General features: G+C 39.5%; 19 protein-coding genes, 6 tRNA genes, 1 rRNA gene and 1 riboswitch. Of the genes, 23 read left to right on the plus strand and 3 right to left on the minus strand.

Going from position 1 to position 21,438, the window contains the following annotated elements; all coding sequences use genetic code 11:
- Positions 1 to 128 precede the first annotated feature (128 nt).
- The 8 genes from rrf (at position 129) to KQI66_RS02195 (ending at position 2,227) form a co-directional block, all read left to right on the plus strand.
- A 5S ribosomal RNA gene (rrf, locus tag KQI66_RS02160) occupies positions 129 to 246 on the plus strand.
- Between the two features lie 15 nt (positions 247 to 261).
- A tRNA-Asn gene (locus tag KQI66_RS02165) sits at positions 262 to 333 on the plus strand.
- A gap of 18 nt (positions 334 to 351) precedes the next feature.
- Positions 352 to 423, plus strand: a tRNA-Glu gene (locus KQI66_RS02170).
- Between the two features lie 9 nt (positions 424 to 432).
- Positions 433 to 505 (plus strand) — tRNA-Thr (locus KQI66_RS02175).
- 17 nt (positions 506 to 522) lie between these two features.
- A tRNA-Ile gene (locus tag KQI66_RS02180) sits at positions 523 to 596 on the plus strand.
- A 15-nt stretch (positions 597 to 611) separates the two neighbouring features.
- A tRNA-Asp gene (locus KQI66_RS02185) sits at positions 612 to 688 on the plus strand.
- Positions 689 to 691: 3 nt separating this feature from the next.
- Positions 692 to 764, plus strand: a tRNA-Val gene (locus KQI66_RS02190).
- Positions 765 to 862: 98 nt separating this feature from the next.
- The gene (locus KQI66_RS02195; RefSeq protein WP_216427069.1) at positions 863 to 2,227 is read left to right on the plus strand and encodes an 8-oxoguanine deaminase; all 1,365 of its coding nucleotides are present in this window, start codon (positions 863 to 865) and stop codon (positions 2,225 to 2,227) included.
- 43 nt (positions 2,228 to 2,270) lie between these two features.
- On the opposite strand, the gene metK is transcribed toward KQI66_RS02195, so the two are convergent.
- Positions 2,271 to 3,443 (minus strand): methionine adenosyltransferase, encoded by a 1,173-nt coding sequence (gene metK / locus KQI66_RS02200; protein ID WP_216427070.1) that lies wholly within the window; start codon positions 3,441 to 3,443, stop codon positions 2,271 to 2,273.
- Positions 3,444 to 3,508: 65 nt separating this feature from the next.
- Positions 3,509 to 3,608: riboswitch (SAM riboswitch) on the minus strand.
- Positions 3,609 to 3,728: 120 nt separating this feature from the next.
- Positions 3,729 to 5,135, minus strand: a complete 1,407-nt coding sequence (locus tag KQI66_RS02205) for an APC family permease (protein WP_216427071.1) — start codon at positions 5,133 to 5,135, stop codon at positions 3,729 to 3,731.
- A gap of 185 nt (positions 5,136 to 5,320) precedes the next feature.
- Here KQI66_RS02205 and KQI66_RS02210 point away from each other — a divergent pair, with 185 nt between their 5' ends.
- The 13 genes from KQI66_RS02210 to KQI66_RS02270 all read left to right on the plus strand — a co-directional run bounded on the left by KQI66_RS02210 (position 5,321) and on the right by KQI66_RS02270 (position 17,928).
- Positions 5,321 to 5,884: a manganese efflux pump MntP gene (locus KQI66_RS02210; protein ID WP_216427072.1), complete on the plus strand. Its 564-nt coding sequence runs from the start codon at positions 5,321 to 5,323 to the stop codon at positions 5,882 to 5,884.
- Between the two features lie 119 nt (positions 5,885 to 6,003).
- Entirely contained in the window at positions 6,004 to 6,687 is a 684-nt protein-coding gene (locus KQI66_RS02215; RefSeq protein ID WP_216427073.1) for a Crp/Fnr family transcriptional regulator, read from the plus strand.
- Positions 6,684 to 7,700, plus strand: a complete 1,017-nt coding sequence (locus KQI66_RS02220) for an ABC transporter substrate-binding protein (RefSeq protein WP_216427074.1) — start codon at positions 6,684 to 6,686, stop codon at positions 7,698 to 7,700. The genes KQI66_RS02215 and KQI66_RS02220 overlap by 4 nt, the downstream gene beginning before the upstream one ends.
- A complete protein-coding gene (locus KQI66_RS02225) occupies positions 7,687 to 8,463 on the plus strand; it encodes an ABC transporter permease (RefSeq protein ID WP_216427075.1) in 777 nt (258 codons plus the stop codon). The genes KQI66_RS02220 and KQI66_RS02225 overlap by 14 nt, the downstream gene beginning before the upstream one ends.
- Positions 8,444 to 9,025, plus strand: a complete 582-nt coding sequence (locus tag KQI66_RS02230) for an ATP-binding cassette domain-containing protein (RefSeq protein ID WP_216427076.1) — start codon at positions 8,444 to 8,446, stop codon at positions 9,023 to 9,025. The genes KQI66_RS02225 and KQI66_RS02230 overlap by 20 nt, the downstream gene beginning before the upstream one ends.
- A 41-nt stretch (positions 9,026 to 9,066) precedes the next feature.
- Positions 9,067 to 10,344: an AAA family ATPase gene (locus tag KQI66_RS02235; protein WP_216427077.1), complete on the plus strand. Its 1,278-nt coding sequence runs from the start codon at positions 9,067 to 9,069 to the stop codon at positions 10,342 to 10,344.
- Between the two features lie 21 nt (positions 10,345 to 10,365).
- Positions 10,366 to 11,469 (plus strand): iron-containing alcohol dehydrogenase family protein, encoded by a 1,104-nt coding sequence (locus tag KQI66_RS02240; protein WP_216427078.1) that lies wholly within the window; start codon positions 10,366 to 10,368, stop codon positions 11,467 to 11,469.
- A 261-nt stretch (positions 11,470 to 11,730) separates the two neighbouring features.
- A complete protein-coding gene (locus KQI66_RS02245) occupies positions 11,731 to 12,606 on the plus strand; it encodes a Rossmann-like and DUF2520 domain-containing protein (RefSeq protein ID WP_216427079.1) in 876 nt (291 codons plus the stop codon).
- Positions 12,581 to 13,426 (plus strand): 3-methyl-2-oxobutanoate hydroxymethyltransferase, encoded by an 846-nt coding sequence (gene panB / locus KQI66_RS02250; protein ID WP_216427080.1) that lies wholly within the window; start codon positions 12,581 to 12,583, stop codon positions 13,424 to 13,426. Before KQI66_RS02245 ends, panB begins: the two co-directional genes overlap by 26 nt.
- Complete coding sequence (gene panC, locus KQI66_RS02255) at positions 13,423 to 14,271, plus strand: pantoate--beta-alanine ligase (RefSeq protein WP_216427081.1); 849 nt, start codon at positions 13,423 to 13,425, stop codon at positions 14,269 to 14,271. The genes panB and panC overlap by 4 nt, the downstream gene beginning before the upstream one ends.
- Before the next feature lie 32 nt (positions 14,272 to 14,303).
- Positions 14,304 to 15,518, plus strand: coding sequence for a bifunctional phosphopantothenoylcysteine decarboxylase/phosphopantothenate--cysteine ligase CoaBC (gene coaBC / locus KQI66_RS02260; protein ID WP_216427082.1), 1,215 nt, complete (start codon positions 14,304 to 14,306; stop codon positions 15,516 to 15,518).
- The gene (locus KQI66_RS02265) at positions 15,502 to 16,275 is read left to right on the plus strand and encodes a type III pantothenate kinase (RefSeq protein WP_216427083.1); all 774 of its coding nucleotides are present in this window, start codon (positions 15,502 to 15,504) and stop codon (positions 16,273 to 16,275) included. Before coaBC ends, KQI66_RS02265 begins: the two co-directional genes overlap by 17 nt.
- Before the next feature lie 138 nt (positions 16,276 to 16,413).
- Positions 16,414 to 17,928, plus strand: coding sequence for a glycosyltransferase (locus KQI66_RS02270; protein WP_216427084.1), 1,515 nt, complete (start codon positions 16,414 to 16,416; stop codon positions 17,926 to 17,928).
- Positions 17,929 to 17,988: 60 nt separating this feature from the next.
- Here KQI66_RS02270 and KQI66_RS02275 read toward each other — a convergent pair whose 3' ends face one another.
- Complete coding sequence (locus KQI66_RS02275) at positions 17,989 to 19,617, minus strand: hypothetical protein (RefSeq protein WP_216427085.1); 1,629 nt, start codon at positions 19,615 to 19,617, stop codon at positions 17,989 to 17,991.
- A 131-nt stretch (positions 19,618 to 19,748) separates the two neighbouring features.
- Between KQI66_RS02275 and sdaAB the strand changes: the two genes are divergently transcribed.
- Both sdaAB and sdaAA read left to right on the plus strand, forming a co-directional pair.
- Positions 19,749 to 20,408 (plus strand): L-serine ammonia-lyase, iron-sulfur-dependent subunit beta, encoded by a 660-nt coding sequence (gene sdaAB, locus KQI66_RS02280; protein ID WP_216427086.1) that lies wholly within the window; start codon positions 19,749 to 19,751, stop codon positions 20,406 to 20,408.
- Positions 20,409 to 20,419: 11 nt separating this feature from the next.
- A complete protein-coding gene (sdaAA, locus tag KQI66_RS02285) occupies positions 20,420 to 21,301 on the plus strand; it encodes an L-serine ammonia-lyase, iron-sulfur-dependent, subunit alpha (protein ID WP_330654965.1) in 882 nt (293 codons plus the stop codon).
- The last annotated feature ends 137 nt before the right edge of the window (positions 21,302 to 21,438 follow it).

The following is a 21,438-nucleotide window of genomic DNA, read 5'->3' on the forward strand; positions in this document are numbered from 1 at the left end:
GCACAGTAATGTGTTTAGCTTACTGATACTAATAGGTCGAGGGCTTGACCAAAGGAAAGATGTGTGATAGAATTGATGAAGTAAGTACATGTTCGGTTTTGAAGGTGCTTGAAAGAGCAGGAAGAATTTCCGGTGGCGATGCGCCTGTGGGAAACACCCGTACCCATCCCGAACACGACGGTTAAGACGCAGGCGGCTGATGATACTTGGCTGGAGACGGCCCGGGAAAGTAAGTGGCTGCCGGAAACAAAATAAAAATGATCCTCAATAGCTCAGCGGTAGAGCATCCGGCTGTTAACCGGAGGGTCGTAGGTTCGAACCCTACTTGGGGAGCTTCTTAAAAAATAATATGGCCCGATGGTCAAGCGGTTAAGACACGGCCCTTTCACGGCTGTAACCCGGGTTCGATTCCCGGTCGGGTCATTATAAAATGCCGATGTGGCTCAATTGGCAGAGCAGCTGACTTGTAATCAGCAGGTTAACGGTTCGAGTCCGTTCATCGGCTTTTATGTAGGATATTTTGGGTCTTTAGCTCAGTTGGTTAGAGCATCCGGCTCATAACCGGACGGTCCCGGGTTCGAGTCCCTGAAGACCCACTTAAAATTTTATATGGCTCAGTAGCTCAGTTGGTTAGAGCGCCGGCCTGTCACGCCGGAGGTCGAGGGTTCGAGCCCCTTCTGAGTCGCCATTTGGGAGTTTAGCTCAGCTGGGAGAGCATCTGCCTTACAAGCAGAGGGTCACAGGTTCGAGCCCTGTAACTCCCATTTTTCTTTTGGTCAATGTTTTTCATTGGCCTTTTTTGTTTGCTTAAATTAATTTCGTGTGATAGGATTATATTAATATATTGAAAAGGAGCGATAATGTGAGTAGCTTACTTATTAAAAATGCAGCGGCGATAATAACGTGCAACGACAATGATGATATATTGTATAATGCCGATATGTATATTAAAAACGGCGAAATTATTAAAATAGGCAGTTTGAATAACGATTTGAAGGCTGATAGGGTGTATGATATGGAAGGAAAATATGTATTTCCCGGACTTATCAACACACATCATCATCTTTATCAAACATTTACGCGAAATTTAAGTACAGTTCAAAATATGGAGCTTTTTGACTGGCTTACTGCTCTTTATGAAATATGGCGCGGCTTAGATGAGGAGGCTATTTATCTGAGTTCATTAACAGGACTCGGTGAACTTATTAAATATGGCTGTACGACTTGTTTTGACCATCACTATGTTTTTCCTAATGGTTCGGAAAATTTCATTGATAGACAATTTGAGGCGGCAGATGAGCTTGGTATAAGATTTTACGCATCAAGAGGAAGTATGTCACTTGGTAAAAGTGCCGGTGGCCTTCCGCCCGATGATTTGGTTCAGAATATAGATGATATTCTTGCTGATAGTGCCAGACTTATAGAAAAATATAATGATACGTCAAAATTTTCTATGCACAATATTGCTTTGGCTCCGTGTTCACCGTTCAGTGTAACTCCGGAATTACTAAAGGAGTCGGCTAAACTGGCAAGAGCTTATGGAGTAAGACTGCATACTCATGTTGCGGAAACAAAAGATGAAGAAAGATTCTGCATAGAAAAACTTGGAAAACGTCCGCTTGAGTTTATGGAGTCGGTTGACTGGGTAGGCGATGACGTATGGTATGCTCATGGTATTCATTTTAATGATGATGAATTAAAGCTTCTTAAAGAAACCGGAACCGGAATTGCACATTGCCCTGTATCTAATATGAAGCTTGCATCCGGTGTATGCAGATTGCCGGAAATGCTTAATATGGGCATAAATGTCGGTCTTGCGGTAGACGGAAGTGCATCAAATGATGGCTCAAATTTGCTTGCTGAAATTCGTTCTGCATATCTTCTTCACAGATTAAATTCGAGCAATAAAGCTCCGAGCGGTTATGACATACTTAAGACAGCGACAAAGGGCAGTGCGGCTGTTTTAGGCAGAACGGATATAGGCGAGTTAAGTGTCAGCAAAGCAGCAGATTTTTTTGTTATTGACAGCAATGGTCTTGACATGGTTGGAACATTTACGGATCCGGCTAATTTAATTGCAACTACCGGATATAATAAACCGGCTGACTATGTATTTGCCGCAGGAAAGCTTATTTCCGAAAAAGGTATATTGACAGGCATAGATGAAGAAAAAATTGTTTATAAGGCAAATAGAAAGGTTAAAGAACTTTTATACAAAAGAAATTGATAAGAAAAGAGTGCAGTCTGATGGCTGCACTCTTAATTTTTAATTATAATTTGAATACATCAACTTTATCTAACTTTTCCCAAGGAAGATCAAGGTCATTACGTCCGAAGTGGCCGTAAGCAGCTGTCTGCTTGTAGATAGGTCTTCTGAGGTCGAAGTTCTTGATAATTGCGGCAGGTCTTAAATCAAAGTTGTTTTCAACAAGCTTTGTGATTTCTTCGTCTGAAATCTTTCCTGTGCCAAATGTGTTGATAAGTATTGAAACGGGTTTTGCAACACCGATTGCATATGCAAGCTGAACCTCGCATTTCTTTGCGATACCGCTTGCAACGATGTTTTTAGCAACGTGACGAGCAGCATAGCAAGCTGAACGGTCAACCTTTGTGGGATCCTTTCCTGAGAAAGCACCGCCGCCGTGGCAAGCATATCCGCCATATGTATCAACGATAATCTTTCTTCCTGTAAGTCCGCTGTCGCCCTGAGGTCCGCCGATAACGAAACGTCCTGTCGGGTTGATGTAATATTTTGTTTCATCGCTTAAAAGCTCGGCAGGAATAACTGCTTTGATAACTTTTTCGATGATGTCTTTTTTTATCTGTTCCTGAGTTGCTTCAGGATCGTGCTGTGTTGAAATAACTACTGTATCAACAGCAACAGGTTTGTCATCTTCATATACAACGGTAACCTGTGATTTTCCGTCTGGTCTTAAATATGAAAGTGTACCGTTTTTACGAACCTCTGTAAGCTTCTTCGTGAGCTTATGAGCAAGATCGATGGGCATAGGCATATAATCATCTGTTTCGTCACATGCAAAACCAAACATCATACCCTGGTCGCCTGCACCTGTGTCAAATTCGCTTGTATCTGTACCTGTTTTCTGCTCAAGCGCTTTGTCAACGCCCATAGCAATATCGGGTGACTGACCATGAATAGCTGTAAGAACTGCACATGTATCGCAATCAAAACCATATTTAGCTCTGTCATAACCGATTTCTCTTACTGTGTCTCTAACTATTTTTTCAATGTCAACGTAAGCCTTTGTTGTAATTTCACCCATTACATAAACGATACCTGTTGTTGTTGTTGTTTCGCATGCAACTCTTGACATGGGGTCCTGTTCGAGTAATGCATCAAGTATTGCGTCAGAAATCTGGTCGCACATTTTGTCGGGATGTCCTTCTGTTACCGATTCAGAAGTAAATAATTTTCTTGCCATTTAAAAATCTTCCTTTCTAAATTTCGAGAGGTAAAAGAAAAAGCCCTCAAGGGCTTTTTTATTAAAACTTATCTTCCGCAAAAAAAATGCGGGGGAATTGGCACCGTGCATATGCCGGTTGCCGGGTTTCATTGGGCCCTGTCCCTCTACCACTCTTGATAAGATGTAAACTTTCTTCAATTAAAAACTATACAGGAAGGCTATATGTTTGTCATTACCCAAATGCAATTTTATGTCCAATATTATGTCATGACATATGGTTTGTATAGCAAATCATTGATTTTATTATATCTCTTCTATTTGATTGCTGTTTTTCGGTTTTTTGAGAAGCATGCCTATAACAGTTATAATAACAAATATTATAAGATATAAAATAACTACCTTTGTGCCGTTTGATATTGCTGCGGCAATAACCATGAATGTACTTCCGGCTATCGCAAGCACAGGCATAATAAAACGATTGAAAACATTTAAATCCTTTTCCATTTTAATCATTCTGACGAATATGGGTATATACATTGCATAAAGAGTTATTATTGTTATTTCTGATGGATCAAATACAACAGGACCGAACCATGATTCAGGTGCGAGCTTTGCTCCGTAAAAATATACAAGCCATAATATGCACACGATAAGTCCAACTATTGCTGAATTTGTAGGCATGCCGGTTGCACTGTCTACATTTGAAAAAAGCTTTGGATTAGGACCTTCGTTTCTGACGGCGATGAAATACATACCTCTTACGCTTGCGAGCATATAGCCGTTGAGAGTTCCCATACAAGAAATTATAATGCAGACCATGAGCATTATTGCACCGAATGGACCGAGAATATTTGTAAATGCTATTTTTGCGCCTGTTTCTCCTCCGGCTATCATTGTTAAGTTATCGGCTGCTCCGGCAAGTCCTACATAATAGAGAATATATACAATCGAAATAATTAATGTTCCGCTTACAAGAGCAATAGGCAGATTTCTTTTGCTGTCTTTTATCTCTGAATTTATTGATGTAGCTATTATCCAGCCTTCAAAAGCGAATGATGCCGAAACCAGAGCTGTGAGAAAAGGCTTTTCCACGGGAACATAATCCGGTTTTACCGAAAGAATTTCTTCTATCGAGGGTGCTTGGCTGAAGTTATGCACAAGAACTCCGCTTTTGATACCGGTATATATACCGAGTATTATCATAAGTGCAATCGGAATAAGCTTTATTATTGTTGTTGCTACCTGAAATTTTCCGGCAAGCTTTGGAGAAAGTGCATTTAATCCATAGCTTAAACATAAATACATTCCTGTGAGCAGCATTGCCGCACCACCTGTTATATCCGGTATACCGACAAGTACGCAGGTGTATCTTGCACATACCCATGCAACAACAGTGGCTACCGTAGGATAATACATAAATGTTATGAACCATGCCAAAATATAAGCATAGGTTTTGCCCATAGTTGCTTCTGCATAATCCACAATGCCGTTTACTTTTTCATATTTGGTTGCCATTATTGAAAATGTGTATGCACAAGCAATCATAATAAGACCGCCGACAGTCCATGCAGCTATGGCGGTTAAAAGATGTCCTCCGGTTGCTGTTAAAATAGTTTCTGCTTTGAAAAATACGCCGCTTCCTATAACAATACCTATTACCATACACATGGCTGTAAGCAGACCGTATTTTTTCTCTAATTTATGCCCCATTATTTATTTTATCCTCCTTCTGGTTTTTAGAGATACTTTGCTATTATATGCATAAAAGATCTAATAGTCAAATATAATATTCAATCTAATTTTGTTCTTGTTGACTAACTCAAATGATGTTTGATATAATCGGCGGAATAAATAATTTACATGAGTTGTGTTTTTAGAGAAGGGGTAATTATATTATGGGGATTATTGAGCTGTTTATTCTTGCGGTTGGTTTATCCATGGACGCATTTGCAGTTTCAATATGTAAAGGGCTTACGGTTGGTAAAGTAAAACCGATTCATTCGATAACAGCTGGCATATATTTTGGCGGTTTTCAGGCACTTATGCCTACGATAGGATATTTGCTCGGAATAAAATTTCAGGCAATGATAAACGAAATAGATCATTGGGTAGCATTTGTGCTGTTGGTGATAATCGGTCTTAATATGATAAAGGAGTCGAGAAGCAATGAAGAGGAAAATCTTGATGCTTCATTTGATTTTAAAACAATGCTTCCGCTGGCTGTTGCAACAAGTATAGATGCACTTGCGGTTGGTGTTACATTTGCATTTCTTGATGTTGACATTGTTTCGGCAGTTATATTTATAGGCGTTATAACTTTTATATTCTCTGCTGTCGGAGTCAAAATAGGAAGTATATTCGGAGCAAAGTATAAATCAAAATCTGAATTTTTAGGAGGCCTTGTGCTTATTTGTATAGGTGTAAAAATACTGCTTGAACACTTAAATATAATAGGATAAAATTTTTACCACAGAATATTTATGTTCTGTGGTTTTTATTTGTCCGATTTGATATTGAATATAGTATTTTAATGTGTTATACTCGTTTCTGTCTTAAATAATACAAAATAGAGGTAAATATGCTTATTGAGAACACTAAGGAAAAAGAAAAATACTTTGAACTTATAAAACAATGTTTTCTCTTTCAATATGTTGATGAAGAAACGGTGAATAAAATTTTATCGGACGAAAGACTTAAATATGCCGTTTTTGAGAAAAATAACTGTATATACAGCTATAAAAGCTTTGAAAAGAGCCTTGGCATAATACTTAAAGGTAAAATCAGCGTTAATAAGTACAAGGAAAACGGAGAGGTTTTAATCAATTATCTTAAAGTCGGAAATGCCTTCGGCGGTGCGGCTGTTTTCAGCAAATCAGAAAGATACATCGCAGAGCTGAGAGCAGAAACAAAATGCGTAATACTGTTTGTTTCCGATGAAGTATTGAAGGATATGTTTAGAATATCCGAAAAAACTATGCTCAATTATATGACTTATCTTTCAGATTCGCTTGTTTTTCTGAACAAAAGGCTTGATATATTTTCTGCCGGAAACGCAGAGGAAAGAATAAAAGAATATATCCGAATAAATGCGGCTCCGAATGGTGAAGGTATATATGAGCTGACAATACAGAGTTACAGCCGGCTTGCGGAGTATTTATCAATAGGCAGAGCGTCTCTTTACAGAATTTTAGATGATTTTAAGGCACAGGGACTTATTGATAAGTCCGGTAAAAAAATTTACATCAAAGGAGAACTGAAATGAAAAGATTTTTAAGTGCGGTAGTTACGGCAGTTGTTGTATGCGGTTTGTTTGCAGGCTGCTCATCGGGAAATGCGGATAAGGCAGATAATCAGCAGTCGGAGCAGAATACACAGACAGAAACAACAGATGATGTTACAATAAATGTGGCTATGCTCAAAGGACCTACGGGAATAGGAGCTGTTGAGCTTATGGAAAAGAGCAAAAACGGAGAGGCAGAAGGCAATTATAATATTTCCGTTGCATCTGCGGCAGATGATGTTACCGCAAAAATAATAAGCGGAGAGGTTGACATTGCGGCAGTTCCGACAAATCTTGCGGCTGTGCTTTACAATAAAACAGAGGGCGGTATTTCCGTTATAGGAGTTAATACTCTCGGAGTGCTTTATGTGGTTGAAAACGGTGACAGTATAAACAGCATAAACGATTTATCAGGAAAGACCGTTTATTCATCAGGTCAGGGAGCTGTTCCCGAATATGTAATGGATTATGTTCTTGAAAAAAATAATGTTACTGACGTAGACATTGAATATATGTCGGAGCACGCAGAGGTTGCAACGGCAATAGCAGACGGAACAGCTAATATTGCTCTTCTTCCCGAGCCTAATGTTACGGCAGTAACAATGAAAAATCCGGATTTAAGAATTGCTCTTGATATGACAGAGGAATGGAACAAGGTAAGCGACAGCGATCTTGCAATGGGCTGTGTTATTGTAAGAAACGATTTCTTAAATGAGCATGAAGGTGCGGTAAAGACATTTATTAAGGAATATGCGGAAAGCATTGATTATGTAAACAGCAATGTTTCGGATGCGGCTCAGCTTGTTGAAAAATATGAAATTATGGCATCTGCTGCTGCGGCTGAAAAAGCAATTCCGAATTGCAATATTGTTTTTGAGGACGGAGAAAACATGAAAGCTATGCTTAACGGATTATATGCTGTGCTTTATAACGCAAATCCCAAGGCAGTCGGAGGCAGTATTCCTTCAGAGGATTTTTATTATGAAAATAACTGATAACAGATATTTTAAAATTTTAATAACGGCAGTGTTCTGGCTTGCTTTGTGGCAGGCAGTCTGTGTAATTGTCGGCAGGGATGTGCTTATCGCATCTCCTGCCGATACTTTTAATGCGCTTATTGAAATGCTCCAAACGGCTGTTTTTTATAAAACGATAGTAATGTCCTTTGTGAGGGTAGCCTGCGGATTTTTTATAGGAATGGCAGTCGGAATTATTGCGGCAGTAATAACCTGTGCAAATAAGACTATATATATGCTTTTGAAGCCGGCTATAAATATAATAAAATCCACACCGGTTGCGTCGTTTATAATAATAGCACTGGCATGGATGAAGTCCGGACAGGTTCCTGTTTTTATTTCGTTTATTGCTACCGCACCCATTGTATGGGGAAATGTGAGCGAAGGAATTAAATCAGTCGATGAAAAAATATTGGAAATGGCAAAAATATTTGAATATTCTTTTTCGGTTAAGCTCAAAAAAATATACATACCGTCGATTATGCCGTTTATGCGTTCCGCAATAATATCCGGAGCCGGCTTTGCATGGAAAAGCGGCGTTGCCGCAGAGGTTATCGGAAGTCCTAAATATGCGCTCGGAAGTAAGCTTTATGATGCAAAGGTTTATCTTGAAACATCTCAGCTTTTTGCATGGACAGCGGTTATAATAATATTAAGCATAATATTCGAAAAAATTGTTATAAGGCTCGTAAATGCGGCAGAATGCAAAAAGGAGACAAAAAATGAAAAAACTTGTTTTTAACAGCGTGTATAAATGCTATAATGAAAAAGATGTAATAAAGAATTTTTCTGCCGAAATAACAGAGGGAAATCCGGTTTGTTTTTTTGGCGAAAGCGGCTGTGGAAAAACTACGCTGATAAACATTGCGGCAGGACTGGTTAAGCCTGATAAAGGGAAAATAATAACAGAAAAAATAGCACATACCGCTGTTGTTTTTCAGGAGGACAGGCTGTTGGAAAGCTGTACAGCAGAGGAAAACATAATGCTTTCGGCAAAAAACACCGAGCTTGCCCGAAAAATATCCGATGTATGCGGAATAACCGAATTTCTCAAGCTTTATCCAAATGAGATGAGCGGAGGAATGAAGAAAAGAATCGCTGTTGCAAGAGCGGTTGCTTTTGATGGAGATATGCTTTTGTTAGATGAGCCGTTTAATGGCATTGATGAAGAAAGAATTGATAGGATTATAGAATTTTTAAAAACTTATATTGAAAATAAAGTGTGCATTATTGTTACACATGACATAAATCAAGCAAAAAAATTAAATGCAGAAATAATATATATATATGATAATTATTATTGACTAATACAGATTATTTGTTAAAATATAGATGGGTGATGACTATGAATAAAAAACAGATTGCTGTTTTTGAAAAAAGAGGCTATGACAATGCGGTTTTTGCTACCGGATTTTCAAAAACGAAAGCAGATGCCTGTGTTGACAAAATATATAAGCTTTACAGAGAACAGCTTAAAATCGACGGCTGGTATGACGTTCAGCCTACAAACGAAGAAGGCGAACCGAGAAATTTCGATGAAGATAAGGTAAATTATGTTGATCTTGTAAAGGATATTGACTTTAAGGACAGAAGAAGTCTGTTCTTCAAAGAGCTGAACGAAGACGAGCATAATTTTCTTGAAAAGTACGTTGTATACGGAAAGCACCTTCTTGAGGAAGGCAAGCTTGACGCAAGATGTGTATACACAAAGGACACAGACGCATATCGTGATTTGTGCAAAAACATTGTCGGACAGGAAGAAATGAAGGAAACGCTCTGCAAGCTCGGAGCTGTTTTCTCATACAGCCAGAAAAGAAAAATGTACGACATAAATACAGCCGACATACATAAGGTTTTTGCTTTTATTGGACCTCCGGGAACTGCAAAAACAACTTCGGCAAGATATTTTGCACGAATGATGAGCGAAGAAGGTGTTTTGAGCGGACACAGAACGGTATATGTTACCGGTACACAGCTCAAAGCAAAATATGTCGGTCAAACTGCGTCAAGAGTACATGACATTTTCACAGATAATGATATAATAATAATTGACGAGGCATATTCACTGGTCAACTATAATGAAGCGGCAAAAACAGACAGCTTTTCACAGGAGGCTTTGGCACAGCTTTGTATTGAGGTTGAAGAGCACAGCTATGACAAGCTTATAATATTTGCCGGATATGGCGGAGATATTGACGAAAAGCAGAATAAGATGAAGAGATTCCTTGACGAAAATCCCGGCATCAGCAGCCGTATAACCTTTACGGTCAACTTCTCATCTTATAATGCAGATGAAATGCTGGATATTTTTGAGCTTCTTGCAAGCAATGTAAACTACAATATAGAGGACGGCTGGAGAGAAATACTTAAACCGTTCTTTGAGGACAGAATACATGCGCCTAACTTCGGAAACGGACGTGAGGCAAGAAGACTTCTTGAGCATGCCATGTCAGTTGCGGCACAGAGATACATTGAATGGGAAATGAACCACCATGATTTTGCCAGTGAAGGTGAAAGAGAACGTGCCGAAAAGAAACAGCTCACAAGTCTTACCTGCGAGGATATTCAGGAGGCAGTCCGTGAATTCCTTTATGCTGAGACTGTAATAAGAGGAAGAGAATAATTTTACGGGAGGCAAAGGTTTATGAACGCATTTACATTTTATATGCCGACGAAGGTATATTTCGGAAGAAACTGCATAATCGAAAACAAAGAGGCTTTTAAAGCACTCGGAAAAAGAGCATTGATTTTTACGGGAAGACATTCCGCAAAGATTAACGGTTCTTTGGCTGATGTAACTGCCGCACTTGACGGAGTAGGCATTGAATGGTCGGTTTTCGATGAGGTAGAGGAAAATCCTTCACTTGAAACAATAAAACGTGCTGCCGATAAGGGTGTTGCCGAAGGTGCTGATTTTGTTATCGGTATCGGCGGTGGTTCGCCTATGGATGCGGCAAAGGGTGCGTCATTCCTTATTGCAAATCCAGATAAAGAGGCAGAGGCACTTATGGCTGCCGAACCGCTTAAGCATGTTCCCGTTGCGGAAGTAGCCACAACAGCCGGAACAGGCTCAGAAACAACACAGTATGCCGTATTCACACTCCATAAACAGGGTACAAAAAACGGTGCGGCACAGAAGACCTTTGCAGATATTGCATTCCTTGATGCAAAGTATACCGAAAGCCTTTCGGATAAGGTAACGGTAAATACCGCCATAGACGCACTTACACATCTTATCGAGGGCTATACATCAAAGAAAGCAAACTATATGAATGACAAATTTGCCGAAAGCGGTTTTGAAATATTCAAAGAGTGTATTCCGGCAATAAAGGCGCTTGATTTTAATTTGGAAATAAGAGAAAAGCTTTTGCTTATGTCAACAATAGCCGGTATTGTTATTGCTCAGGCAGGAACATCACTTCCTCATGCCTGTGGATATATGCCGACATATGAAAAGCATATTCCTCACGGTCGTGCAAATGCTATTTTCACAAGAGCATATCTTGAACTTTTCGAGGATCAGACAAAGGTAAACAAAATGCTTTCTATTCTCGGCTTTGATACACTTGCCGACTTTGACGGCTTCCTTAAATCAATACTTGATCCTAAGGAAGAATTTACAGAGGCAGATGTTGACAGATACACAGATGCACTTATGGCAACACCCGGAAAGCTTGCACTCCATCCGTTCCCGCTTACAAGAGAGCAGGTAAGAGAGATGTACAGAAAGAGCTTGATGGTATATTAAAAATAAAATAGGATATTTCGACGGAGTATGTATTTTGCATACTCCGTTTTACATTTCAATTAGTTTGTTAAATGTTTGTTAGATGTGTTTACAACGAAAAAGCCCTTTGTTATACTGCATTTGGGTAGTATTCTTTCGGAAACTATACCGTCGGAAAATTTTATCCCTCATGGAAATAAACACTTAGCACATATCCTTGGGAATGTGACTGTATACAGGCATTATGCCTGCTTGTGTCACCTTATTGAAAGAGGTGGTTTTATGAGGATAGGTTTTATAGGAGCAGGAAAGGTCGGCTTTACACTCGGAAAATATTTTTCCGAAAATAATGTCAGACTTGTCGGCTATTGGAGCAGAGATCCAAAGTCGGCGGAAACTGCGGCAAAATTTACAAATTCAATGTGTTACTCTGATGTCGAAGATTTGGTTCGGCATAGTGATACTCTGTTTTTGACTGTACCCGATAATGCCATAGGCGAGATTTGGGACGGTATCAAAAATTTTCCTCTGAAGGATAAGATTGTGTGCCATACCAGCGGTGCATTATCTTCCGGCATTTTTTCCGATATTGACCGGACAGGTGCGTTCGGTTATTCAATCCACCCGATTTTTGCTATTTATTCTAAATTTGATTCCTACAAAGAACTTAATAAAGCTTTTTTTACAATCGAAGGCAGTAAGGACAGACTTGATGAGGTTTGCTCTTTTATTTCGATGCTCGGAAACAGCTATGCGGTTATCGAAAAAGAGAAAAAGGCACTTTATCATGCTGCCGCCGTTACGGCAAGCAATCATGTGAATGCCTTGCTTTACACTGCAAAAAAATATCTCCGCAAATGTGGTTTTAATGATGAGCAGACGGAAAAGATAATCGTTCCGCTGTTTATCAATAATGCCCGAAGTGCCGCAGAATACGGAAGTATCAATGCTTTGACCGGCCCGGTTGAAAGAAGGGATATGTCAACGGTTAAATCACATATAGACTGCCTAAACGGATATGACAGACTTTTATATGAGCTTTTGGCACTAAGACTTTGTGAAATGGGCGAATTGAAGAATGAAAATGCAGACTACAAATATATGAAAAAATATTTGAAAAGGGAGATTAGAAATGAAACAGTCTGTTCTGACATTTAAGAAAATGAAAGAAGACGGTAAAAAAATATCTATGCTTACAGCATATGATTATTCAACGGCAAAATTAATGGACGAGGCAGGAATACACGGAATATTGGTCGGTGACTCGCTCGGCAATGTTATGCTTGGCTATGAGGACACAATACCCGTAACAATGCAGGATATGATTACATTTGGTTCGGCAGTATCAAGAGGTGCAAAAAATGCACTTGTTGTTATTGATCTTCCGTTTATGTCTTATCAGATTTCAACGGCACAGGCACTTGAAAATGCCGGAAGACTGATGAAGGAGGCCGGTGCGGATGCGGTAAAGCTTGAAGGCGGTGCATCGGTTTGTCCGCAGATAAAGGTAATAACAGATGCCGGAATACCGGTAATGGCACATATCGGACTTACACCGCAGTCGGTAAATGTTTTCGGAGGCTTTAAAATACAGGGAAAGAGCCGAGAAGCGGCTTTAAAATTGATAGAAGATGCAAAAAATGTAGAAGAGGCAGGCGCTTTTGCGGTTGTTCTCGAAGGAATACCGTCAAGCGTAGCCGAGATTATAACAAACAGCATAAACATTCCGACAATAGGAATCGGAGCCGGAGCTGAATGTGATGGACAGATACTTGTTAATCAGGATATGTTCGGAATGTTTTCGGATTTTACACCTAAATTCGTTAAACGCTATGCAGAAATAGGCAAGGAAATGAAAAGGGCAATAGCCGATTATATGGAAGAAGTAGAGGACGGAGTTTTTCCGGCAGAATGCAATCAGTATAAAATTTCGGACGACATTATGCTTGAGCTCAGAAAAGAGGTTGAAATAATATGAAGGTATTCCATACGGTAGAAGAAGTAAGAAAATATGTAAACCAAAAAAGAAAAAACGACAAAACAATAGCTCTTGTTCCTACAATGGGTTATCTGCACGAAGGCCATGAAAGCCTTGTAAAAAGAGCTGCAAAGGAAAACGATATTGTTGTGGCAAGCGTATTCGTAAATCCGATACAGTTCGGCCCGAATGAGGATTTCGAAAGCTATCCGAGAGATTTTGAAAGAGACTGCAAGGTACTTGAAAAGGCCGGAGCGGCGGCAGTATTCAATCCTACGGCAGAAGAAATGTACGGTGAGAACTTTACTACATATGTAAATACAACAGGAGTAACGGAAAACCTCTGCGGAAAAAGCAGACCTGTTCATTTTAAGGGAGTATGTACGGTTGTACTTAAGCTTTTCAATATAGTTACACCGGACAGAGCGTATTTCGGTCAGAAGGACGCACAGCAGCTTTCCGTTATCCGAAGAATGGTAAGAGATTTGAATGTGCCGGTGGAAATTGTAGGCTGTCCCATAATTCGTGAAAAGGACGGACTTGCAAAGAGCTCAAGAAATACATATCTTTCAGAAGAAGAAAGAAAGGCGGCACTGGTTCTTTCACAGGCGGTTAAGCTTGGACAGGAAATGGTTGCCGATGGCGAAAAGGATACAATGAAAATTGTTTCCAAAATGAAGGAACTTATAGAAAAAGAGCCTCTTGCAAAAATAGATTATGTAGAAGCTGTTGACTTAGATGATGTTGAGAATGTATTATCTATTAGTGACGGCAAAAAGGCGCTTTTTGCCGAAGCGGTTTATATCGGAAAAACAAGATTAATAGATAATTTTATTACAGAATAATATTCGGCGAAGGCTGACAGGAGGATAATTCTATGTTAAAGGGAAAAACGGTTGTATTAGGCGTTACGGGAAGCATTGCGGCTTACAAAATGGCTGATGTGGCAAGTATGCTTGTTAAACAGCATGCGGAGGTTCATGTTATAATGACAGCCAATGCCTGTAATTTTATAAATCCTATTACATTTGAAACTCTTACATCAAATAAATGCCTTGTTGATACATTCGACAGAGATTTTGAATTTGACGTAAAGCATATTTCTCTTGCAAAGAAAGCAGATGTTTTTGTTGTTGCTCCGGCAAGTGCAAACATTATCGGAAAGATTGCAAACGGCATTGCGGACGATATGCTTTCAACAACAATTATGGCGGCTGAATGTACAAAGCTTGTTGCTCCGGCAATGAATACAAGAATGTACCACAACAGAATTGTTCAGGACAATATAGCTAAGCTCAAGGATTACGGCTATGAATTTATTGCTCCTGCCAGCGGACACCTTGCCTGCGGAGATAACGGTGACGGTAAGCTTGCCGATGTAAATGTTATATTTGACAGCATAGTAAAAAGCCTTGCCGAAAAGGACTTGATAGGCAAGAAATTTGTAATCACAGCAGGCCCTACAAGAGAGGCTATTGATCCGGTTCGTTTTATTTCTAACCGTTCAACCGGAAAAATGGGCTATGCACTTGCTAAAAGAGCGGCTCTCAGAGGTGCGGATGTTGTACTTATAAGCGGTCCGGTTTCTATTGCTCCGCCAGATAATGTTAAGGTGGTCAACATTGAAAGTGCAGAGGATATGTTCAATGCTGTTGTTAAAGAAAGCGAAGACGCAGATGTAATCATCAAATCTGCCGCTGTTGCTGATTACCGCCCTGTTACGGTAAGCGATGAAAAAATTAAAAAGGAAAACGGCGGTATGAACGAAATCAAGCTTGAGAGAACAAAGGACATTCTTGCATATCTCGGCGAGCACAAAAAGGACGGACAGATACTTTGTGGATTTTCTATGGAAACACAGAATTTAATGGAAAATTCGGTTAAAAAACTCAATAAAAAGAATGCGGACATGATAGTTGCAAACAGCATAAAGGACGCAAACGCAGGCTTTGGCGTGGATACAAACATAATCACTATAATTACTAAGGATGACGCTGTTGCTTATCCTGTTATGACAAAGGACGAAGTTGCAGACGAAATAATCAATGCGGTTGTAAAGCTTAAGGAGAAAAAGAATGATACTAACGCTTGATATAGGAAATTCCAATATAGTTGTAAGCGGAATACGAAATTTTAAAACAATATTCTCCGGAAGAATAAAGACGGATAAGAATTATTCAGAAGAGGATATTGCATCACATATTGATTTTATATTTAAGCTGAATAAGGTTAATGCTGACGATTTTAAAGGTGCGGTTGTTTCCTCGGTTGTTCCCTGTGTAACGGAAAAAACGGCTTTTGCCGCCGAAAAGCTTATTGGTAAAAAGGCTTATATCGTTGGAAAGGATATTGATTTCGGAATTGATATTAAAATGGATAATCCAGATAAGGTAGGAGAGGATATGCTTGTTGATGCTGTCGCCGCATTATATGAATATGAGCCGCCTATGCTTATATTTGACCTCGGTACGGCATCTACTTGTTCTGTAATAGACAAAAACGGCAGTTACATAGCCAGTATAATTGCTCCCGGAGCATCAATATCGCTCAAGGCACTTACGGAATGTACGGCAAAGCTTCCTAAAATAAAGCTCGATAAGCCGGGAAGTATTCTTGCCAAAAACACCGAGGATTCTATGCGAAGCGGTATAATATACGGCAATGCGGCAATGATAGACGGGATATGCGACAGAGTTTTTGACGAGCTTGGATATGAAGCAAGGATAATAGCAACCGGCGGCATAGGCGGACTTATAACGCCGTATTGCAGACATGAAATAGTGTATGAGCCTGACCTTCTTACAAAGGGACTTAGTGTGCTTTGGGAAAAAGCAAACAATAATAATTGATTATTGAGCGACATAGTATAAAAACTATGTCGTTTTTGTATATTTTTGTGATTTCATGATGGATTTTAGGATTTAATTAAAGATTTGTTCATATTTTTATGCTAAAATAAGCTGAAAATAAAAATTGGAGAAAAAATAATGAATAATATAATTGATGAAAGAGAAAAGCTTAATGTATGTTTGCTCAACGATTCTTTTCCGCCTGTAATAGATGGTGTTGCAAATACGGTTTTTAATTATGCGACCATAATACAGAATGAACTGGGAAACGCTGTTGTTGCAACTCCGGAATATCCTGATGTTACGGATAATTATAAATTTGATGTTGTAAGATATAAAAGTTTCGACACAACAGGCATAATCGGTTACAGAGCCGGATATCCTTTTGAGCCGGCAACAATAGGCAGAGTTGAGGATAAAAATATAAATATTATCCACAGCCATTGCCCGGCTGTGTCAACAGTTCTTGCGAGAACACTCAGAGAAAAGGTAAATGTGCCTATTGTATTCACTTATCATACAAAATTTGATATAGATATTAAAAAAGCCATTGAATCCAATCTTCTTCAGGAGGCTATGATTAAGTTTATAGTCAAAAATGTTGAGGCCTGTGACGAAGTATGGGTTGTAAGCAGAGGTGCAGGAGAAAATCTTAAATCACTGGGTTATAAAGGTGATTATATCGTAATGGAAAACGGTGTTGATTTCACAAAGGGAAAAGCCGACAATGACAAGGTAATTCAGCTTAAAAAAGATCTCGGAATAGACGACGGATACCCGATATTTTTGTTTGTCGGCAGACTTATGTGGTACAAAGGACTTAAGCTTATATTCAATGCACTCAAAACAGTAAAGGAGCACGGCGGTAAATTCCATATGGTTGTTGTCGGAAATGGTGCCGACGGAAAAGAAATGGAGGAATATACTAAGCAGATAGGCATTGATGACTGCTGTGTGTTTGCCGGAGCTGTGCATGAGAGGGAAACACTCAGAGTTTATTATACAATGGCAGATATGTTCCTTTTTGCATCTACATATGATACAAACGGAATTGTTGTGCGTGAGGCGGCCGCTTGCGGATTGGGAAGTGTGCTCATAAAGGGCAGCTGTGCCGCAGAAAACATTGTGCACGAAAGAAACGGATATATAATTGAGGAAACCGAAGATGCTATGGCAGAGGCAATAACAAGGTTTATCAACAATATCGGTCTTGCACACGAGATAGGCGAAAATGCCATGAACGAAATATATATTCCATGGGACGCAAGCGTTAAGAAAGCATATGACAGATATTATGAAGTAATAAAAAATTACAGAAATCCACATTATATTCCTAAATATTCGTTTACGGACGATGCACTTTCGGGAATAGGCGGAATATGCGAGGGCCTTTTTAAAGCCGAAAAAATGCGTGAAGTTGTATCAAACGGTTTTATGGAAAGCAATTATTTAAAGGCTAAAGAAGTGTTTGAAAAGCATAAAGAAATGGGACAGGAGTTTTTCATAGAAAATCCCAAGAAAAAGCTTTTGCTTAGAACCGAACAGTTTAAAACGGATTTCAGCGAAAAGAAAAATGAATTAAAAAGCGAATTTGTTGAACGCAGAGAAGAAGCTAAGGAAATTATCTGGCATTATATGGACAGATATTTATAATAGAATATTTAATCTGAAAAATAAAAGAACCTGCCAAACGGTAGGTTCTTTTTGTATACATTAGTGATGGTCGTGACCGCAATCGCAGTCATGGTCGTGATGATGGTCATGTCCGCAACCGCAGTCATGGTCATGGTGGTGATGCTCGTGACCACATTCGCAATCATGGTCATGGTGGTGATGCTCGTGACCACATTCGCAATCATGGTCATGGTGATGATGATGGTGGTCGTGATCGCATCCGCATTCATCATCATCGAAATCTTCATCTGCGTAGCTGAAACCGTTGGCGTCAAATACCATGCCGGCTTTGTCAACAATGAGAATTTTCTGCTCTTCGTCAATGCAGTTTTCAACAGATGATTTTACATAATCTATTGTGTCGGCTATATCCATTGCAACCGGTATTGAGCCGAGGAGTATAAGCATATTGGATTTTCTTGTCTGCATGGGAAGTGTTTTGTAATATTCCTGCATATAGTCGATAAATTCCGCAAATACCTTTTCCGAAAATTCCTTTGATGCAACGGGAGAGTTTTCGTCTATTTCGAAATCGAAAAGCTCGTCATTTATATTGCTGTAATAAATTCCTCTTATAAAGCCTTCCGCACCTATGCTCTTCTGTGTTTCCTCAGAAAGCTCAGACATTGTACCGATTTTATCCATAAGCTCAAGCTCTTTTTCATTGATAGAATTTACCTTATCGATTATCGGCTCAAAAGCGGCTTCAAGCTGTTCCTTGAGTGTATCAAGAAGTGCTTCGGCTTCTTCTTCGCTTGTTTCGCCCGTCATTATGTCACATACGGCATGGTAAAGGTCGGCATATGCGGCGTCCTTTTCGGTAAGCTCTTCAAATGTAAAGCTGAGATAGAGAACTATTATGAGTGAGTTTAGGTCATCATAAAGAGCTGTAAAGCCGTCCTCAGCCTGCTGTATTGTGTCGAGCATCATGTTGAAATCTTCGTATTCATCTGCCAATTCCTCATCACTCATATGTGCCGGAATATGGTCAGCTTTGGACGCAAGCCATTCGGCTATTTCAGGGAAAAGCTTTCCGTAATTTTTATCAAGTACGGGAGCACAGCCTTTTTTGAAGGCATCTATTGATTTTGTTATTGTTTCTTCTGTTGCTCCGGCAAAGGCGGCACGCAATGAACGGAGAACAATGTCGAAAAATCTGCCTCTCGCCATTCTCATAGGCATACATTTGAGAAGCTGTGCTGTGTATTTTCTTAATTCATCGATATTTTCCGATGCTGTAAGGAAATTTACGCAGTCGGTATAAAATACCTCATACTGAACCTTTTTGTCTGCCAAATGCTGTTCCTTGTATTTTCTTATGGCAGTTTCATCGTTTACCGCAAGTGAAAGAGTATTCCACTGTGAAAAATAGTCGTATACATTTCCGTAAAGGGAAACAAGCTGTTTTTTAAGCTCAAGCACTTCATTAAGTGCTGAAATTCTAAGCTCATTGTTTCCCAATATATCCTCAAGCTCCGGAATATAGCTGTCGGCCTTGTCACGTATTTTTTTGATTTCCTCCGGCATACCGAATGGCATATCTCCGTCTTCACCTTTTTTTCTGTCGGTGTAGCTTATTGCAAGCAGAAGAAGATTTCCTATTCCTTCGTTGTATATATATTCTGCCGAAAGGTTGCTTAATTTTTCTTCGATTTTAGGCGATACCAAAAGTATTTCCTCCTTTTGTAATAATTGATTTAATAATTATAGCATTTATGATGTTTTTTATCCATAGAAAAATAGATTATCGTTGCACTGAAATTGATTTCAGTTTATAATAAATAAAAAGGAGGAGTTTTATGGACGTATTTGACATTATAGGACCTATTATGATAGGACCTTCAAGCTCACATACAGCGGGAGCTGCAAGAATCGGAAGATATGCTCTCAACATACTTGGGGAGACACCTGTTAAGGCTGAAATATATTTCAGTGGTTCATTTGCCAAAACATACAAAGGACACGGTACGGATAAAGCAATCATTGCCGGAATACTCGGAATGGATACTGACGATCCGGGATTAAAATACAGTTTTGAAACAGCCGAGGAAAGAGGACTTGAGTTTAATTTCCATGTCTGTGAAATAGAAAATTCACATCCGAATACGGCTTATATCGAGCTTACGGGTGATACAGGAAAGAAAGTTAAGGTTCAGGGTGCATCAATAGGCGGCGGAAACATAATAATAACCAATATAAACGGAACGCCTGTGGAAATAACAGGTAAGTTTACAACGCTTATAGTGCTTCATAAAAATATTCCCGGAATGATTTCCGATGTTACAAGCATTCTTGCTGAGCATGACATTAATATCGGTCGTTTTGATTTGAGAAGAAGTCCTAAGGGCGGAAACGGCGTTATGATTATTGAATTGGATTCGGATATACCGGACGGTATAAATGAAGAAATAAAGAAGATGGACAAAGTAATAAGCTCTACACTTCTCAGGGCAATATAAGGAGGATGCAGATGTTTAAATATGATTCGATAGCAGATTTGGTAAGTGCTGCCGAAAAGGAAAATGTCAGAATTTCCGATCTTGTTATTAAGGAGCAGGCAGAGGCTCGTGAATGCAGTGTTGAGGAAATGTATAATAAAATGCACAAATCCTTTAAGGTTATGATAGAGGCGGTTGAAAAGGGAATTGTTAAGGATTCACGTTCAGTCAGCGGTCTTACCGGCGGAAGTGCATGGAAAATGCGTGAACAGGTTGCCGCAGGCAAAAACATATGCGGCCCGGTATTCGGAAACGCTATGATTATGGCTCTTGCGGTATCGGAAACAAATGCCTGTATGGGCAAAATTGTTGCTGCACCGACAGCCGGCTCATGCGGAATACTTCCTGCTGCAATATTAAGTGTTATGGACGACAGAAAGATTCCCGAAAAGGACGTTGTTATGGGTATGTTTACAGCATCGGCAATAGGTCTTGTTGCGGCTAACAAAGCAAGCATAGCCGGAGCAGAGGGCGGCTGTCAGGCAGAGTGCGGTGTCGGAAGTGCAATGGCTGCGGCAGCAGTAACGGAAATGTGCGGAGGTACACCTCAGATGGTTTCCGATGCCTGTGCGATTGCTATAAAAAATATTCTCGGCCTTGTTTGTGATCCTGTTGCAGGCCTTGTTGAAATTCCCTGTATAAAGAGAAACGCAATGGGAACTGCCAATGCATTTACAGCGGCAGAGCTTGCACTTGCCGGAATAACAAGCGCCATACCGGCTGATGAAACATTATGGGCAATGAAGAAGGTCGGAGATTCCATGTCATCTGCCCTTAAGGAAACAGGTGAAGGCGGTCTTGCCGCAACACCGACAGGAAAACGACTTAAGGTTCAGGTATTCGGAGAAGAATAATGGCGTGTATGTTTTAAACTGATTATCAGTTTTTTGAAAATTTATAAACACCTTAGTATTTTGAGTATTTGTATACTTGTAAATATAAGGTGTTTTTATTTTTTTCTATTGACAAGTGAACGACCGTTTACTATAAT

Origin of the sequence: Anaerotignum sp. MSJ-24 (assembly GCF_018918145.1) — a bacterium.
GTDB lineage: Bacteria > Bacillota > Clostridia > Lachnospirales > Anaerotignaceae > Metalachnospira.

Bases quoted from the DNA above. Each gene is read 5' to 3' on its own strand.
- sdaAA (WP_330654965.1), top strand. From the start codon at position 20,420: ATGTTTAAATATGATTCGATAGCAGATTTGGTAAGTGCTGCCGAAAAG.
- KQI66_RS02220 (WP_216427074.1), top strand. From the start codon at position 6,684: ATGAAAAGATTTTTAAGTGCGGTAGTTACGGCAGTTGTTGTATGCGGT.
- KQI66_RS02245 (WP_216427079.1), top strand. From the start codon at position 11,731: ATGAGGATAGGTTTTATAGGAGCAGGAAAGGTCGGCTTTACACTCGGA.
- KQI66_RS02265 (WP_216427083.1), top strand. From the start codon at position 15,502: ATGATACTAACGCTTGATATAGGAAATTCCAATATAGTTGTAAGCGGA.
- KQI66_RS02205 (WP_216427071.1), bottom strand. From the start codon at position 5,135: ATGGGGCATAAATTAGAGAAAAAATACGGTCTGCTTACAGCCATGTGT.
- panB (WP_216427080.1), top strand. From the start codon at position 12,581: ATGAAACAGTCTGTTCTGACATTTAAGAAAATGAAAGAAGACGGTAAA.
- KQI66_RS02210 (WP_216427072.1), top strand. From the start codon at position 5,321: ATGGGGATTATTGAGCTGTTTATTCTTGCGGTTGGTTTATCCATGGAC.
- coaBC (WP_216427082.1), top strand. From the start codon at position 14,304: ATGTTAAAGGGAAAAACGGTTGTATTAGGCGTTACGGGAAGCATTGCG.
- KQI66_RS02225 (WP_216427075.1), top strand. From the start codon at position 7,687: ATGAAAATAACTGATAACAGATATTTTAAAATTTTAATAACGGCAGTG.
- KQI66_RS02240 (WP_216427078.1), top strand. From the start codon at position 10,366: ATGAACGCATTTACATTTTATATGCCGACGAAGGTATATTTCGGAAGA.
- sdaAB (WP_216427086.1), top strand. From the start codon at position 19,749: ATGGACGTATTTGACATTATAGGACCTATTATGATAGGACCTTCAAGC.
- KQI66_RS02270 (WP_216427084.1), top strand. From the start codon at position 16,414: ATGAATAATATAATTGATGAAAGAGAAAAGCTTAATGTATGTTTGCTC.
- panC (WP_216427081.1), top strand. From the start codon at position 13,423: ATGAAGGTATTCCATACGGTAGAAGAAGTAAGAAAATATGTAAACCAA.
- KQI66_RS02230 (WP_216427076.1), top strand. From the start codon at position 8,444: ATGAAAAAACTTGTTTTTAACAGCGTGTATAAATGCTATAATGAAAAA.
- metK (WP_216427070.1), bottom strand. From the start codon at position 3,443: ATGGCAAGAAAATTATTTACTTCTGAATCGGTAACAGAAGGACATCCC.
- KQI66_RS02215 (WP_216427073.1), top strand. From the start codon at position 6,004: ATGCTTATTGAGAACACTAAGGAAAAAGAAAAATACTTTGAACTTATA.
- KQI66_RS02235 (WP_216427077.1), top strand. From the start codon at position 9,067: ATGAATAAAAAACAGATTGCTGTTTTTGAAAAAAGAGGCTATGACAAT.